The organism is Bacillus sp. BC05(2025), from assembly GCF_056725905.1.
The window spans coordinates 296,221-311,914 of sequence record NZ_JBWYRA010000003.1 but is presented as its reverse complement, the minus strand read 5'-3'; the positions used below and the strand labels follow the sequence as shown (position 1 = coordinate 311,914).

17 protein-coding genes are annotated in these 15,694 nt (G+C 35.8%); 6 read left to right on the top strand and 11 right to left on the bottom strand.

Annotated elements, in window-relative coordinates; genetic code table 11:
- Positions 1–63: 63 nt before the first annotated feature.
- A complete protein-coding gene (dacF, locus tag ACZ76X_RS12360; RefSeq protein ID WP_078418959.1) occupies positions 64–1,254 on the bottom strand; it encodes a serine-type D-Ala-D-Ala carboxypeptidase DacF in 1,191 nt (396 codons plus the stop codon).
- Positions 1,255–1,420: 166 nt separating this feature from the next.
- Here dacF and ACZ76X_RS12355 point away from each other — a divergent pair, with 166 nt between their 5' ends.
- Genes ACZ76X_RS12355 through ACZ76X_RS12340 form a run of 4 tightly spaced genes read left to right on the top strand, consistent with a single transcriptional unit; the run spans position 1,421 to position 4,818 of the window.
- Positions 1,421–1,840, top strand: coding sequence for a GntR family transcriptional regulator (locus tag ACZ76X_RS12355; protein ID WP_078418958.1), 420 nt, complete (start codon positions 1,421–1,423; stop codon positions 1,838–1,840).
- The gene (locus tag ACZ76X_RS12350) at positions 1,806–2,687 is read left to right on the top strand and encodes an ABC transporter ATP-binding protein (RefSeq protein ID WP_479850592.1); all 882 of its coding nucleotides are present in this window, start codon (positions 1,806–1,808) and stop codon (positions 2,685–2,687) included. Before ACZ76X_RS12355 ends, ACZ76X_RS12350 begins: the two co-directional genes overlap by 35 nt.
- Positions 2,677–3,741 carry an ABC transporter permease gene (locus ACZ76X_RS12345; protein WP_479850591.1) on the top strand — a complete coding sequence of 355 codons (1,065 nt, stop codon included), beginning with the start codon at positions 2,677–2,679 and terminating at the stop codon, positions 3,739–3,741. The genes ACZ76X_RS12350 and ACZ76X_RS12345 overlap by 11 nt, the downstream gene beginning before the upstream one ends.
- 12 nt (positions 3,742–3,753) lie before the next feature.
- A complete protein-coding gene (locus tag ACZ76X_RS12340; RefSeq protein ID WP_479850590.1) occupies positions 3,754–4,818 on the top strand; it encodes an ABC transporter permease in 1,065 nt (354 codons plus the stop codon).
- A gap of 24 nt (positions 4,819–4,842) precedes the next feature.
- On the opposite strand, the gene ACZ76X_RS12335 is transcribed toward ACZ76X_RS12340, so the two are convergent.
- Complete coding sequence (locus tag ACZ76X_RS12335) at positions 4,843–5,388, bottom strand: hypothetical protein (protein ID WP_479850589.1); 546 nt, start codon at positions 5,386–5,388, stop codon at positions 4,843–4,845.
- A gap of 102 nt (positions 5,389–5,490) precedes the next feature.
- A complete protein-coding gene (locus ACZ76X_RS12330) occupies positions 5,491–5,910 on the bottom strand; it encodes a MarR family winged helix-turn-helix transcriptional regulator (protein ID WP_016718421.1) in 420 nt (139 codons plus the stop codon).
- Between the two features lie 159 nt (positions 5,911–6,069).
- Between ACZ76X_RS12330 and ACZ76X_RS12325 the strand changes: the two genes are divergently transcribed.
- Positions 6,070–6,741 carry an SIMPL domain-containing protein gene (locus ACZ76X_RS12325; RefSeq protein ID WP_098667410.1) on the top strand — a complete coding sequence of 224 codons (672 nt, stop codon included), beginning with the start codon at positions 6,070–6,072 and terminating at the stop codon, positions 6,739–6,741.
- Between the two features lie 134 nt (positions 6,742–6,875).
- On the top strand, positions 6,876–8,165 hold the full coding sequence (locus tag ACZ76X_RS12320) for an NCS2 family permease (RefSeq protein WP_479850588.1): 1,290 nt from the start codon (positions 6,876–6,878) through the stop codon (positions 8,163–8,165).
- Between the two features lie 34 nt (positions 8,166–8,199).
- On the opposite strand, the gene corA is transcribed toward ACZ76X_RS12320, so the two are convergent.
- The 8 genes from corA to fur all read right to left on the bottom strand — a co-directional run bounded on the left by corA (position 8,200) and on the right by fur (position 15,645).
- Positions 8,200–9,162, bottom strand: a complete 963-nt coding sequence (corA, locus tag ACZ76X_RS12315) for a magnesium/cobalt transporter CorA (RefSeq protein WP_048531869.1) — start codon at positions 9,160–9,162, stop codon at positions 8,200–8,202.
- Positions 9,163–9,224: 62 nt separating this feature from the next.
- The gene (locus ACZ76X_RS12310) at positions 9,225–10,529 is read right to left on the bottom strand and encodes a pyrimidine-nucleoside phosphorylase (protein ID WP_001243079.1); all 1,305 of its coding nucleotides are present in this window, start codon (positions 10,527–10,529) and stop codon (positions 9,225–9,227) included.
- Between the two features lie 7 nt (positions 10,530–10,536).
- Positions 10,537–11,358 (bottom strand): purine-nucleoside phosphorylase, encoded by an 822-nt coding sequence (locus tag ACZ76X_RS12305; protein WP_001078446.1) that lies wholly within the window; start codon positions 11,356–11,358, stop codon positions 10,537–10,539.
- A gap of 12 nt (positions 11,359–11,370) precedes the next feature.
- Positions 11,371–12,555 carry a phosphopentomutase gene (deoB, locus tag ACZ76X_RS12300; protein WP_098667407.1) on the bottom strand — a complete coding sequence of 395 codons (1,185 nt, stop codon included), beginning with the start codon at positions 12,553–12,555 and terminating at the stop codon, positions 11,371–11,373.
- A 516-nt stretch (positions 12,556–13,071) separates the two neighbouring features.
- Positions 13,072–13,815: a FixH family protein gene (locus tag ACZ76X_RS12295; protein WP_142337319.1), complete on the bottom strand. Its 744-nt coding sequence runs from the start codon at positions 13,813–13,815 to the stop codon at positions 13,072–13,074.
- A 143-nt stretch (positions 13,816–13,958) separates the two neighbouring features.
- A complete protein-coding gene (gene xerD, locus ACZ76X_RS12290) occupies positions 13,959–14,849 on the bottom strand; it encodes a site-specific tyrosine recombinase XerD (protein ID WP_479850587.1) in 891 nt (296 codons plus the stop codon).
- 6 nt (positions 14,850–14,855) lie between these two features.
- Entirely contained in the window at positions 14,856–15,086 is a 231-nt protein-coding gene (locus ACZ76X_RS12285; RefSeq protein WP_001250432.1) for a YqzK family protein, read from the bottom strand.
- A 103-nt stretch (positions 15,087–15,189) separates the two neighbouring features.
- Entirely contained in the window at positions 15,190–15,645 is a 456-nt protein-coding gene (gene fur, locus ACZ76X_RS12280) for a ferric iron uptake transcriptional regulator (protein WP_000392655.1), read from the bottom strand.
- Between the last annotated feature and the right edge of the window lie 49 nt (positions 15,646–15,694).

The following is a 15,694-nucleotide window of genomic DNA, read 5'->3' as shown; positions in this document are numbered from 1 at the left end:
AAGTGAAACCATTCAGCAATTATTTACTTACATACGAATAGAAAAGCGGCAAAATGTTTGCCGCTATTTTGATGTTGAAAACATCCCAAAACTTCTTTTAAATAACTCCCACCAGCTCGCTGCAGCAACATCTTCTTTCGCTACAATTGTTTGTTTTAGTAAAACGTCTTTATCTTTTTTAATAACAAGTGTACCAAGTGCATCGCCCTTTTTAATCGGCGCTTTCACTTTCTTTTCAGCAATTACTTCTTGCTTTACTTTGTCCATATTTTCGCCCTTTTTCATAAGAAGAGACACATTGTCTGATGCAACTAAATCTACTTTTTCTTTTTTCCCTTTTCCTACTTGGACAGTCTTAATTTTTTCGCCTCGTGTATACAATTTTTTTGTCATATATTGACCAAATGCGTAGTCAAGAAGCTTCGTTACTTGATTGTTCCGTTCTTTCGATGTAGGTGCTCCCATAACAACTGAAATAATACGCATCCCATTCTTTTCAGCCGATGCTGTTAAACAATATTTTGCTTCTGTCGTAAAGCCCGTTTTCACACCATCTACTCCAGGATAAAAACGGACTAACTTGTTCGTATTCACAAGCCAAAACTTCTTATCCGTATCTTCACGTAAATAGTCTTCGTATTTACCTGTGTATTTGCGGATAAGTGGGTACTTCATCAATTCTTTCGCCATTATAGCCATATCATTTGCTGTGGAATAATGGTCTTTAGCCGGAAGACCTGTTGGATTTTGAAAATGAGTATTTTTCAGTCCTAAATCTTTCGCTTTTTTGTTCATCATATTTACAAAACCTTCTTCTGAACCAGCGATATGCTCCGCTACTGCAACAGACGCATCATTTCCAGATGCAATTGCAATACCTTTTAGCATTTCATTTACAGTCATCTCTTCCCCAGGCTCTAAAAAGATTTGTGATCCACCCATTGAAGCTGCATGCTCACTTGCTCTCACTTTATCGGTCAGTTTTAGTTTTCCTTTTTCAACTTGTTCCATAATTAATAGCATTGTCATAATCTTCGTCATACTAGCAGGTGGTAACTTCTCATTTGGATTTTTATCAAACAAAACTTTACCTGTATCTTGTTCAATTACAATTGCTGATGACGCTTGTTCCGCTAACTTCGGCGTTGTTTCTTCTGTTTTCTCCTGCTTCGTCTTTTCAGATTGTGCAAAACTAACTGAAGTACCAGAAAGCAATAACATGAAACAAACAAGTATTCCAAAAACTCGCTTCATGACTAACCCTCCATTCTATATCAGACCTATTTTTTCCAATTTACTATTTTTTAATACCATATTTTTCTACTATTTTCAGTTGACAAATACATTCGTCAACTATATTGTATTAAGTGTATTACATACAGTAGTACACTTAATACAAGTCAGAAAGGAGACATTGCTCTTGCATATTCAACTTGATCCAAGAAGCAACACTCCGATATGGGAACAAATTGTTCAAAATATAAAAGAACTCGTATTGAAAAACATGTTAGCTCCAAGTGACAAACTACCTTCTGTACGCGAACTCGCTTCTTTACTCGTTATAAATCCAAATACAGTGAGTAAAGCGTATCAAGAATTAGAACGACAAGGGATTATTGAAACATTACGAGGAAAAGGAACATTTGTATCCCAATCGATTACCCCAACATTAGACGAAAGGAAAATCGCTATGGTTGAAAAGCAATTTCATCAATTACTATTAGAAGCCTCTTATCTTGGTGTTACGAAAGATAAAATTCATGATTGGATAGATTCATATTACAAAGAGATTGGAGGAAATGTGGATGCTGAAAGTGACAAACTTGAAGAAGACAATTGATAATCAAACAATTTTAGACAATGTTTCTTTCACACTACAAAGAGGAAGTATCATCGGATTACTCGGAAGAAACGGCGCGGGGAAAACAACTTTATTACGAACGATGGTCGGCATTTTAGCCCCTGATGCAGGGACTGTTACATACGAAGATACAAACATTCACCAGTGTCCTGAAATAAAGCAAAAAATTGTATATGTTCCGGATTCTACTAACATACTGAACGGCTATACGGTAAAAGAAATTGTAAAGTTTTATAAAGAAGTTTATACCGCATTTGATGAAGCATATTTCTATGAACTGTTGGAACGTTTTAACTTACCAAACAAACGAATTCGTAGTTATTCAAAAGGAATGAAAGCACTGCTTGCCATCATTTTAGCTGTTTCTACAAAAGCAGAATATATCATTTTAGATGAACCGACAAATGGACTTGATCCTATCGTGAAAAGGCAAATTTTACAGTTTCTCGTTGGAGAAGTTGCAGAAAAAGAGATTACCATTTTCATCTCAACTCACCATTTAGATGAGGTGGAACAAATTGCAGATACAATTATTATATTAAAAGGCCATACTATCTCGTCTATTACATCACTAGACGATGCAAAATCACGATTTGCTAAAATACAAGTTGCTTATGAACGTTCACTACCTCAAAAACTAGAAAACTTGAGCAATATTAAAATATTAAATCAAACAGGAAAAGTATATACAATCTTAATCGAAGGAAATGTGGCTACAACACTGGAGAAGTTTTATAAAGAGCAACCTATACTTATTGAAGAATTAACAATGTCACTTGAAGATGTCTTCGTTACGACACTGGAGGAGGATGGGTATGTTTCATAAGGCGTTGTGGATGTGGAATTGGAAGCGCGGGAAATATGCTGTGTTGTTATTCTTCTTTAGTTCGCTTTACTTGTTACCTTTTGGCTACTATAGAAGTGCTCAGATGGAACTCGATAAATATTACGAATTACAAGAAAAAGGGAAACAGTATTATTATTTTTATACCTTTTCTTCAGGAGAAGGTAATAGTTTTTGGTTAACTGTTCTTATCATTGCTTTAGCCTGCTTATTGATAGGATGGGAACGTAGCAGCCAATCTAATACACTACTTATGACGATGCCGTTTAAAAGAAAAGATGTTTTCTTATCTAAATGGGCTTTTGGTTCATTTTATATTTTAGTCTCGTTACTTATCAATTGGATCCTTATGTATGTTATTTATAAAACAACGATTCATTTTGATTATCAATCTTTTAGTCCATTTCATCGATACTTTCTTTATGCGATTGTTTCTTATGTCGCAGTCTATACAGCCGCTTTATGTATCGGTACTTTTACTGGAAGCATTGTTTCCCAAGTTGTTTTTTGTATTCCGTGGCTACTAATGGGACTTACATTTATTCCGCTAATGTACACTTTTACGCTAAACCATTTAGATGCTACCAATACTAAAAGTAATAAATTAGATCAACAACTTTATGAATTCAATCAAAAAACAAATATAGTTGCACCAATATATCGTTTTTCTATTGATTATAATTATGATCCAGAATACCGAAAGCAGGACAACGATTCAACTACTTTAAGAGATCCAGCATCTCATCAATATTATTCGGCTAAATCGATGTTAATCCCTATTTTCTATACGATATTTTATTTACTACTTGGAACATATTTATATATGTGGTCACCAAATGAAAATAGTCAAAAGATATTTATTTTCCAAAAACATTTAAAAATATGGATATGGGGAACAACCATTTACTTTGCATTACTAGGTGGCTATAAAATCAATCAATTTTTTTTCTTACCTAACTACTATATCAGTTTGTTTCTCGCTGGAATCATTACTTATGTTGTATTATCACGCTTAACAAATTATAAAGTTTTTTAAAGGAGAGATCCTATGTTTCAAAAAGCACTGTGGCTAAGAACGTATCAACAAAGTAAATATGTTATATGGTTATTTTGGCTCGTCAGCTTCTGTACTTTATCATATAAATACTATATGACTTCTATTCAACAGCAATATTTTCTAAATATGAATAAAAAATGGAAAGCTATATATCATTACAGTTTTGATTTAACACTTCTAGATTCTATCATGCTGTTAGGTAGTTTGCTAATCGTTCTAGCTTGTACGTTAATTGGATGGGAAAGACAAAATAACACTAGCGACTTGTTATGGTCTATGCCCTTTAAACGTTCGCACCTCTATATAACAAAGTGGTTGTTTGGAATCTGTAATATCGCGGCTGTTGTCGTTTTAAACTGGGGACTATTTGCTATTATGAAAAAGTTGACTTTTCATAATAAATATCAAGTATTCTCCCCCTTTCATAGTTACTTTATATACATGTTAATTGTATTAATTGCTATTTATACACTTGCCTTATGTATAGGAACAATCGCTGGAAATGTTATATCGCAAGGAGTTCTCACTGCCGCTTTATTCATGTTTCCATTATTACTTCCAGCACTGATTTCAGGCGTCATTGCTGTTCACTCGAATGCCGACTTTCATGAGAACAATGGCATTATACATGATGTTATGGAAAATATACGTATTTCTAGTCCAGCAGAAGATTTTAATATTTACTTTAATTATGATCCACAAAGCGCTTATACTGATCAAAATGGAGTGCGTCATAACGAGCCAAACTTTACAAAGATTCCACCGGTCAAAACATTGATTGGACCTATTGCACATATCCTTATTTTATTACCACTCGGTATATATTTATATGCCCGTTCAGTCAATGAGCGAAATGGTAACTACTTATTATATCCAAAACTACAAAAAGTAGTTTTAGCTTGTGCGATTTTCTTTGGTGGAATCATCGGAGGTTTAATACTAAGTCATGAGCAGTCATTGTCTAGCTTTTACATCGGATTTTTAGTGACTAGTTTCATTACGTATTTCCTCCTACCTAAAATATTAAAATGGAAAGTCTCTTGGAATTTTAAATAAAATAACCTCCTCTTCATGAGGAGGTTATTTCACATTCTCTCTTCTTTTCCCATACTCTTTTTCTTGCTTCATTCCAAACCCGTCACCATTTGCGACAATTTGATCTGTCGGAGCAACTATACTTTCAGCAATTCTCCATTCTCCCCCTCGTTGAATAAATACTTGCATAAAATAATTCATTCCATTTAACTGATACGGATTTTCTTTTTTCACTTCATAACGAGCTGCTACATAATACACTTGCACATTCCTTGCTTCAAACTTAGAAATATATTGTGATAATCTTGGAATGTATTGTGATGCTTTCTGAAGTGGAAGCTGTTTTACTTTTACAAGAGAAGACTTCTTTATGTTACTGATCGTATCTTCGTGCCGAATGTTATCACTATGATGAAATAAAATAGCATTCTGCATTGAACGAATCCATAGTTTTGAATATAAAACAGGTTGCTTATTTGAAATATGTTGTAATTCTTTTTGAACGACTTGAAGGGGCGTAGCCGCATCTACGAATTGATGAAAGCCGAAAAAGCTTCCCATCATAATGAAAAGCGTACAGATACGTTTCATAATTTTCCACTCCGATTCTTTTTAATTAAAGTATTGGAGTTTCAAAATGTTTTTATTCAAAAGAAAAAGGATAGGAAAGCTTTAGCTTCCTATCCTCATTTATTATAATACGCGGCCAAATAGCTCTAACACCATTTCGATTTCTTGGTCGCTCCAACCTTTAAATTTATCTTTATAATATTCTTTACGCACAGCTTCAAGTTTTTCAGTTACTTCTCTTCCGTGTTCTGTAATTTCTAAGTACACGATACGACGGTCTGAATTCGAACGCTTTCTTTCTACAAAGCCTTTTCTTACGAGACGATCAGTAACAGCTGTAATATGACTGGAGGTTACGTTTACTTCACTCGCAATTTGCGAAGCCATCTGTGGACTTTTTAAAAATAACGCGCGTAATACAGAAAATTCATTGTATGGCATATGTTCTGCAAAACGTGTATTAATATCATTTTGTAATAAACGTATCATCTTTCGAAATGATCCGGATAACTCTAAAATCAGTGTTTCTCTTTTTTCGTTCACTAGCCTCGTCCCTTTTTTATCATATTTACACATATTATAATCTATAAATACCCATGTTGTATATGCTTTCTTTCCTCAACATTCTCATTTATGTAACTTTTTTCATATAAATTTCTTTTTTGTTCACACATATACATATAAAAAGGATGGTGATGGAAAATGCAGGGTGGAATGAATCCTTATTTACACAACGTACGCCCAGCTAATACTGGTAAAGAAGCGACTATTACTGTACAAGGTGAAGGCATTGTCAAAGCAAAACCAAATGTCGTTATATTAACAATTGGTATTCGAACTGATAGTAAAAATGTGAAACAAGCACAAGAAGAAAATGCAGTGCAATCAAAACAATTGCTGGATGCACTTAAACAGCTTGGTATTGCTGATAAAGATATAGAAACCATTTCATATACGATTACGCCTCAGTACGAATACGTAAATGATAAAGCATTACTACAAGGATACCGCGTGGAACATTTGTATGAAATTACCGTTTTAAATGTACAAAAAGCAGGGGAAGTATATGATATAGCCGTTTCAAATGGAGCAAACTTAGCAAAAGGTTTACGTTTTCGAATATCTCATCCAAATAAATATTACGAGCAAGCTCTCATTCAAGCTCTGCAACAAGCGGTAGAAAAAGCTCGTGCTATTGCGAGTACATACAATTTAAACATTAATCCTGTTCCACTCTCATTCGTTGAAGAATCTGCTCAATTACCACGAGAAGTTGCGTCCTTTGCTACTTTACACGCACAAGCAGCTCCTCCCATTCAATCGGGAGAATTAGAAATCATTTCAACAATACGAGCGATTTTTACGTATTTATAAATAATCTTATTTATAAGTAAACGTTATCATTTTCCTTGTTGTAAAAACATGATGTTCTGATATAATAAAGGACGGTGAGCTCTTACGAAAGAGATATCACGGGTGGGAGAGGGATATGAAAAAGAAGGTTTAACATGAAAGGAATACTTGAAAGAACATTTAAATTAGGTTTACACGAAACATCACCAAAACAAGAAGTTTTAGCTGGAGTTACGTCATTTTTCACGATCGTATATATTATGATTGTAAATGCATCCATTTTATCCGATGCTGGCATTCCTCTTGAAGCTGGAATTTTAGCAACTGTTTTCAGTTCATTTGTCGGATGTCTACTCATGGCATTTTGGGCAAATGCACCTGCTATTCTTGTCCCTGGTATGGGTGTAAATGCATTCTTCACGTACACTGCTGTGCATACGCTCGGATTATCTTGGCAGGAAGCATTAGCAGCTGTCTTCATCTCTGGTATTATTTTTGCAATTGCTGCGTTTACACCAATCGCTCGCGTGCTTTCAGTATCGATTCCAAAGTCATTAAAGGAAGCTATTACTGTCGGTATCGGATTATTTTTAGCATTTATCGGATTGCAAAAAGGTGGTTTAGTCGTTTCGAATCCAAATACGGCTGTTGCAATGGGTAAATTAAGTAACCCTGTCGTTCTTGCGACACTACTTACTCTTATCGTTGCACTTGTATTATTTATTCGTAACGTACGTGGAAACTTTTTATGGACGATTGCAATAGGAACTGGTATTGCATGGCTATTTGGTCTTGTTGATACAAGTCAAATCGGAAATAGTTCATTCTCATTCGCGAGTTACGGCGATGTGTTTGGAGCTATGTCATTTGGCAAACTTTCTTCCTTACCATTTTGGATTGCAACATTCTCCTTAAGCATGGTGCTTATTTTTGAGAACATGGGACTTCTGCACGGTTTATTAGAAGATGACCGTAAATTCCCACGTGCTTACCAAGCCAATGCAATTTCAGCAATGACATGTGGTCTATTTGGCACAAGCCCTACCGTATCAACAGTAGAGAGTGCCGCAGGTATTACTGCAGGCGGAAAGACAGGTCTGACGTCTATCATTACAGGTTTGTTATTCTTCGCGTCACTGTTCGCACTTCCGTTTGTCAAACTAATTCCTGATAGTGCCATTGCACCAATCTTAATTATTATTGGCGGCCTGATGATTACAAGCATTCAACAAATTCCTCTGAACGATTTTTCAGAAGGATTTCCAGCGTTCTTAATTATCGTCATGATCCCGCTCACATATAGTATCGCTGATGGCATTGCGTTCGGATTTATCGCTTATCCTATCTTAAAAGTTGCTCTTGGAAAGCGTAAAGAAGTCGCACCGTCCATGTATATCATTACATGCTTATTCTTAGCCATGTTCGTATTACATGCTATTGGTTAAGTAAAAACACCGAGGAATTTTCCTCGGTGTTTTTTTACTTAAACCATCCTTTTTTATAAAACCAAGCCATCATACCACCGCCAATTAGCGCCATGATCAGTAGACAAATAAAATAACTATATTGTCCACCAAGCTCAGGCATATGCGTAAAGTTCATTCCGTATACACCCGCAATAAATGTTAATGGCATGAAAATAGTCGAGAATACAGTTAATGTTTTCATAATGTTATTCATATGATGCGAGTTTAATGAAAAATAGCTATCTCGAATATCTGCCGTTAACTCCCGGCTTGCTTCAATCATTTCTGTCAGTTTAAGCAAATGATCATGTATATCTTTAAAGTAAATTTCATGATCACTTATACCGTAAAAACGAGTCGAATTTAAAATACGATACAATAAATCACGCATCGGAATAATTGTACGCCTTAGCTTCGATAAATCTGCACGTATATCAAATACTTCTTCTAGCACACTTCCTGCTGTCTCACCCGTTAAATTATCATCAATTGCATTCAAATGATCCTCAATGTAATATACAGGTGCAAAATAGTCATCTACAATTTGGTCGATAATAGTATGTGCTACATGCAAAGGACTATTTTTAATGCGCTTCTTTTCTCCAAGTGTTTTCCATACTCTTTCGATTGCATTGTTATGAGAAAAGTGGAAAGAAACAATATAACGATCACTTATAAATAAATCGATCTCGTGTGGCTCTAATCCATCCTCACCAAATGCATGAAGAACTAAAAAGTTATATCCATCATAAAAATCAACTTTTGGCCTCTGTACATATTCTATACAGTCTTCAATTGCAAGGGGATGGAACTTAAAATGATCTTGCAAAATGTATGTATACTCTTCTTTCGTTGGCTTATATAGATCTAGCCAATACCATACAATATGGTCTTTCTTTGTTTCCTCTAACGAAACATCATATAATACTTCATCTGCTTTTGTTATTGCACAAATTCTAATCATAATTTCACCCATTATTATTATAAACAAAAAATAGCAAAAAAAGCCAAGGAGAAATACTCCCTGGCCTTTCTTTATTATTCAGTAACGATGCCGTGCACTAATGTTGGTGCATCTACATGCTCTTTAGAGATCTTCATGTTCTCATAAATTTTTGCTTTCACATCTTCCACATTTTCACGGTTTGCGTAAATGGTAACAAGAGATTCACCTTTTTTCACGCTGTCCCCTACTTTTTTACGAAGCATTAAGCCAACTGCTAAATCAATTTCAGATTCCTTCGTCGCACGTCCTGCTCCTAAAAGCATTGCTGCCGTTCCGATTTCATCTGCAACGATTTCTGATACATAACCGTCTTCCTTCGCTTCTACTTCAATTTTAAACTGTGCTTGTGGTAATTTAGAAGGATCATCAACAACAGATGCATCGCCGCCTTGCGCTGATAAGAATGTTTTAAATGATTCTAACGCTTTACCGTTGTTCATTACTTCAATTAATTTCTCACGTGCATCTTCTAAAGATGAAGCTTGTCCAGCAAGGTATACCATTTGACTTCCAAGCGTTAAACATAACTCTTCTAAATCTTTTGGTCCTTTACCTTGTAATGTATCAATTGCTTCTTGTACTTCAAGTGCGTTACCAATAGCCTCACCAAGTGGTTGACTCATATCAGAAATAACAGCCATCGTATTACGACCAACGTTATTACCAATGCGCACCATCGCTTCTGCTAAACGTTTTGCATCTTCATCTGTTTTCATAAATGCACCTGCTCCAGTTTTTACATCAAGAACAATTGCATCTGCACCAGCAGCAATTTTTTTACTCATAATTGAGCTTGCAATAAGCGGAATTGAGTTTACTGTTGCTGTTACATCGCGAAGTGCATACAATTTTTTATCCGCAGGTGTTAAGTTGCCACTTTGACCAATAACTGCGATTTTGTTTTCATTCACAAGACGCATAAATTCATCATTTTCGATTTCAACATGGAATCCTGGAACTGCTTCTAATTTATCGATTGTACCACCAGTATGTCCTAGACCACGTCCAGACATTTTTGCAACGGGTACACCTAAAGCGGCTACTAATGGACCTAATACAAGTGTTGTTGTATCACCAACGCCACCTGTTGAGTGCTTATCTACTTTTACTCCTTCAATAGCTGATAAGTCGATTGTATCACCGCTATTTACCATTGCCATTGTTAAATCAGCACGTTCTTGATCGTTCATATCTTGGAAGAAAATTGCCATTGCAAGTGAACTTACTTGATAATCAGGAATATCACCATTCGTATATCCTTCAACAATAAAGTTAATTTCTTCTGTCGTTAATGCATGTCCGTCACGTTTTTTTGCAATTAGGTCCACCATTCTCATTGTGAGGTCACCCCTTCATTTGTTTTACGATTGCTTTTACTAATGCTAAGAAGTTAGCTTTAACACGTTCTGTCGTTTCGATTACTTCATCGTGGTGAAGTGGCTGATCTAAAATACCAGCTGCCATATTTGAAATACAAGAAATACCAAGTACTTTCATACCAGCATGACGCGCTACAATTACTTCAGGTACTGTTGACATACCAACTGCATCTCCGCCAAGTGTACGAAGCATACGAATTTCAGCAGGTGTTTCATATACAGGACCTGTCATTCCAACGTATACACCTTCTTGTACTTTAATATTTAAGTCTGCTGCAACTTGTTTCGCCATTTCGCGAAGCTCTACTGTGTATGATGTAGACATATCAGGGAAACGCACACCCATTTCAGAATCATTTGGTCCGATTAATGGATTTGTACCCATGAAGTTAATGTGATCTGAAATTAACATAAGATCACCTGGTTCGAATGATGTATTTACACCACCAGCTGCATTTGTTACAACAACTGTTTCTACACCTAGTTCCTTCATAACACGAACTGGGAATGTTACTTTTTGCATGTCGTATCCTTCATAGAAGTGGAAACGTCCTTGCATTGCTACTACTGTTACACCTTGAAGTGTACCGAATACGAGTTGGCCTGCATGACCTTCTACAGTTGATACTGGGAATTCAGGAATTTCACTGTAAGGTACTGTTACTGCGTTCTCGATTTCGTCTGCTAATACACCCAGTCCAGATCCAAGGATTAGTCCTACTTGTGGTGTCTCTTGAAATTTCTCTTTTAAGTATGAAGCTGATTTTGTAATAAGTTCACGATTCATTTGTTTATCCCCCTATTTCTTTAGCTCATTTAAGAAGCTTGTTCCGTATTCTGGCATTTTCACACCGAAGTTTTCTGCTACAGTTGCACCAATATCAGCAAATGTTTGACGAAGTGGTAACTCTTGTCCGCCTTCTTTCATGCTTGGGCTATATGCTAATAACGGTACATATTCACGTGTATGGTCAGTTCCGTGGTGAACTGGGTCATTCCCGTGGTCTGCTGTAATTAATAATAGATCATCTTCTTTTAGTTTTTCGAATACTTCTGGAAGACGTGCATCATATTCTTGCAATGCTTCTCCGTATCCTTGTGGATCACGGCGGTGACCGAATAATGCATCAAAGTCAACTAAGTTTAAGAAGCTAAGACCTGTAAAGTCCATATTTAATGTATCTACAAGCTTATCCATTCCATCCATATTAGACTTCGTACGAAGTGATTCAGTTACCCCTTCACCATCATAGATGTCAGAGATTTTACCGATAGCAATCACATCATAATCACTATCTTTTAATTCATTCATTACTGTACGGCCGAATGGTTTTAATGCATAGTCATGACGGTTCGGTGTACGAGTAAAGTTTCCAGGCTCACCAACGAATGGACGAGCGATAACGCGGCCTACCATGTACTTCTCGTCTAATGTTAATTCACGTGCAATTTTACAAATTTTATATAACTCATCAAGCGGCACTACTTCTTCGTGTGCTGCGATTTGCAGAACGCTATCAGCAGAAGTGTAAACGATTAAAGAACCTGTTTCCATTTGTTCTTGACCAAGTTCATCAAGAATCTCAGTTCCAGAAGCTGGTTTATTACCGATGATTTTACGGCCTGTTTTTTCTTCTAATTCATCAAGTAATTCTTTTGGGAATCCTTCTGGGAACACTTGGAATGGTGTATCAATGTAAAGACCCATGATTTCCCAGTGACCTGTCATTGTATCTTTACCAGTAGATTTCTCTTGCATTTTTGTATAATATCCAAGTGGTTTTTCTACTTTAGAGATGCCTTTCATTTCACGAATGTTACCAAGACCTAATTTCACCATGTTAGGCATTTGTAACCCATTCATATGTTCAGCAATGTGACCAATTGTGTCAGATCCTACATCACCAAATTGTTCAGCATCTGGTGCTTCACCGATTCCAACAGAGTCCATTACGACTAGGAATATACGTTTATATTTATTCATAACTGCGACCTCCTATAAGTTCAGTTCTACTTCTTGTAGTATGTTCAAAACGCTATAAAGTGAAACTGTTCTCCATAAGAATTATCTTTCGTTCTCATTGTCAAACAGTACTTCTTTAAATGATTCTCTAACCTATTTCGTTTACTTTAAAACGACTCAAAAACATTTCTAGTTTTTTCTAAGTCAGATGTCAGACATCTGATACTGATATCATAACATGTTTACGCTTTCTTTTTAATACATTTTCGTAGAATTTCTCATTTTCTTCACACTTCTATTGTAATCCATTATACAAAGAAGTGCTAATGATTTTATGATTTATTTCTTCAGATAAAAATAAAAAGCAGCTCTAATGAGCTACTTTTTATCCCGCTTTAATGGGCAGTAAGACCCCCACCTCAAAATGCAGCAAAAGCAAAGAAGTTAGGTGGGGGATCAACTGCCCATTAAAGTCCGATTGGTTCAACTAATAATCAGTGGGGGATGAAGAAAACCCCCACTGATTAAAGTTTCACTTTATTTTACTTCTACTGTTTCTTCTTTATGTTCATGTAATTCGCCTTTTTTAACATGAACTTTCACTTTGTAAGAACCTTTTTCTTTAAAAGTATGTTTCGTTTCATACTCTCCTTTATTCCCTTCTTTCGCTGGAATAAATTCGTGTTTTTCAACACCATCTTTCCAAATCTCAAGTTGGACTTCAGCACCAGTTAATGCTTCTTCTTTTTGTTTTAAGTGAACTTTCATTGTTGATTCAGCATTTGCTTTTATGTCACCAGCCATAAGGTGAATCATTGTATCGCTTTTATGATCGCCATGTCCTGCACCGTGATCACTATTTTCTTTTTTCGCATCTTCTACTTTCGCATTCCCTACAGCCACTTTTACTTCTGGCATAACATGCATTTCACGTGCATTTGTGTGAGCGATAATGTGGTATACTCCATCCGTCTCAAACGTTTTCTCTACAGCATAAACACCTTTTCCTTTATGCTTACCATCTAACATTTCATGCTTTTCGTCGCCAGCTTTCCAAATTTCAAACTTTACATCATCAGCATCCGTTACCTTTTCTTTTCCTTGTGTAACAAGTGCTTGTACTTCTGTTTTTTCACCAGGTTTAATTTCCTTCGGATTTGTTTGAACTGCTACTTTTACAGCTTCTAGTTTCTGTTCTTTTTTCGGTTCTTCTTTGTTTGTATTACAGCCAGCCAATGCTAGCATCGCGATAAATAAAGTCATAATAAGTTTTTTCATCATCATTTCCTCCTTCATACCTTATTTAGTATAGAGGAAATACATTGTAATATTCTAGTCTTCTGCTGAAAACAATGTACGAAATGTTTGTGAAGTTTCTGTGAAATACTATAACCTTTTGAATCTATGAAAAAAGAGCATAGTACCTATGCTCTCGGATGAAACTGTTTATATACATCTTTTAATCTAGTTTTTGAAACATGCGTATAAATTTGTGTCGTTGAAATATCTGCATGTCCAAGCATTTCTTGCACAGCGCGCAAGTCTGCTCCATTTTCTAATAAATGCGTAGCAAAAGAATGGCGCAATGTATGAGGTGTAAGTTCTTTTTCAATATTTGCTTCTTTCGCTAATCGTTTTAAAATTTTCCAAAAACCTTGTCTTGATAATCGATTCCCATGATGGTTTAAAAAGAGTGCATCTACTACTTTTTTACCCATCAATTCTCTTCTTCCCTTTTCAATATACTTTTGAATCGCTTCCGTTGCTAAACTTCCTAGTGGAATAATTCTTTCTTTATTCCCTTTCCCTATGCAACGAACGAACCCCATTGTTAAATGTACATCTTCTAAATTTAAGGCAATTAATTCCGAAACACGAAGCCCTGTCGCATACAGTAACTCTAGCATCGCTTTATCACGAACCCCAAAAGTACTCGTCATTTTTGGTGTCTGAAGTAACGCCTCTACTTCATCGACTGATAATACTTTCGGTAATTTCCGTTCTCCTTGTGGCGTCTCAATATGTACGGATGGATCGTGCTCTACCGCTCGTTCACGAAGTAAGAATTGGTGGAACGAACGAATCGATGCAATATGACGTGCTAATGTTTTCGAAGATTTTCCGTTTTCTTTTAAGTGCTGCAGAAAGTTAACAATGTGCAAGCGTGTCACTTCATGAAAGCTTTTTGCTTGTTCTACATTTTGCAAATACTTTACATAACTTTTTAAATCACGTTCATAAGATACTACTGTGTTTTTCGCTAGCCCTTTTTCGACAACCATATAATGAATAAAATCTTTTAATTGATCTTCCAATCTACACTACTCCCCATTTTCATAGAAAAACATCATTCTATTTACGAAAGCATCCTTTGCCGGCTCTTCATTCCCTGATACTTTTTCTACAGTCTCTTCTTTTGGCTTTTCATAACGATGATAGCTTTCATATTCTTCATTTATCCATAGTATAGCGAAATAAAACAAAATCGTACAACTTGTAAATAATAAAAATACTTTTATCCCATCAAAAGTTAATTTTAAAGCTCGGCGCATTGTAAATTCCTCCAAAATATAAGTTATTACAACATATGCCAAGCTTTCACCAATTTATACCTTATTCAAATAAAAAACCTCTTCCTAGTTAAATAGGAAAAGGTTATTTTTCATCCGTTTCATTTTCTTGACAATTTTTACAAATCCCATGGAATGTTAAACGATGATCCTTCACCTTAAAGCTCCAGTCATGTTCTACTTTCCTTTCCACTTCACCAAGTAAATCTTCTTGTATTTCTTGTACAGCACCACATTGTGTACAAATCAAATGATGGTGGAAACGCTGCGCACCTTCTTGGCGTAAGTCATAGCGTGAAACACCGTCTCCGAAGTTAATCTTATCGACAACTTTTAACTCAGATAATAGTTCTAAAGTTCGATAGACGGTTGCTAATCCGATCTCTGGCGACTTTTCTTTTACAAGGAGGTAAACATCTTCTGCGCTTAAATGATCTTCTTCATTTTCTAGCAGCACACGAACTGTTGCTTCACGTTGCGGTGTTAATTTGTAGCTCGCTGCATGTAATTGCTTCTTAATTCGTTCAATTCTTTCTTCCATTCGGTACTACTCCCTCCTCGCCACTCTTACACCATTATATCAGAAGAAG

What these genes read in the sequence shown, in the direction of transcription:
- dacF (WP_078418959.1), bottom strand. Translation starts at nt 1,254, where the DNA reads ATGAAGCGAGTTTTTGGAATACTTGTTTGTTTCATGTTATTGCTTTCT.
- ACZ76X_RS12350 (WP_479850592.1), top strand. Translation starts at nt 1,806, where the DNA reads ATGCTGAAAGTGACAAACTTGAAGAAGACAATTGATAATCAAACAATT.
- ACZ76X_RS12345 (WP_479850591.1), top strand. Translation starts at nt 2,677, where the DNA reads ATGTTTCATAAGGCGTTGTGGATGTGGAATTGGAAGCGCGGGAAATAT.
- ACZ76X_RS12340 (WP_479850590.1), top strand. Translation starts at nt 3,754, where the DNA reads ATGTTTCAAAAAGCACTGTGGCTAAGAACGTATCAACAAAGTAAATAT.
- ACZ76X_RS12335 (WP_479850589.1), bottom strand. Translation starts at nt 5,388, where the DNA reads ATGAAACGTATCTGTACGCTTTTCATTATGATGGGAAGCTTTTTCGGC.
- ACZ76X_RS12325 (WP_098667410.1), top strand. Translation starts at nt 6,070, where the DNA reads ATGCAGGGTGGAATGAATCCTTATTTACACAACGTACGCCCAGCTAAT.
- ACZ76X_RS12320 (WP_479850588.1), top strand. Translation starts at nt 6,876, where the DNA reads ATGAAAGGAATACTTGAAAGAACATTTAAATTAGGTTTACACGAAACA.
- corA (WP_048531869.1), bottom strand. Translation starts at nt 9,162, where the DNA reads ATGGGTGAAATTATGATTAGAATTTGTGCAATAACAAAAGCAGATGAA.
- ACZ76X_RS12310 (WP_001243079.1), bottom strand. Translation starts at nt 10,529, where the DNA reads ATGAGAATGGTGGACCTAATTGCAAAAAAACGTGACGGACATGCATTA.
- ACZ76X_RS12305 (WP_001078446.1), bottom strand. Translation starts at nt 11,358, where the DNA reads ATGAATCGTGAACTTATTACAAAATCAGCTTCATACTTAAAAGAGAAA.
- deoB (WP_098667407.1), bottom strand. Translation starts at nt 12,555, where the DNA reads ATGAATAAATATAAACGTATATTCCTAGTCGTAATGGACTCTGTTGGA.
- ACZ76X_RS12295 (WP_142337319.1), bottom strand. Translation starts at nt 13,815, where the DNA reads ATGATGAAAAAACTTATTATGACTTTATTTATCGCGATGCTAGCATTG.
- ACZ76X_RS12285 (WP_001250432.1), bottom strand. Translation starts at nt 15,086, where the DNA reads ATGCGCCGAGCTTTAAAATTAACTTTTGATGGGATAAAAGTATTTTTA.
- fur (WP_000392655.1), bottom strand. Translation starts at nt 15,645, where the DNA reads ATGGAAGAAAGAATTGAACGAATTAAGAAGCAATTACATGCAGCGAGC.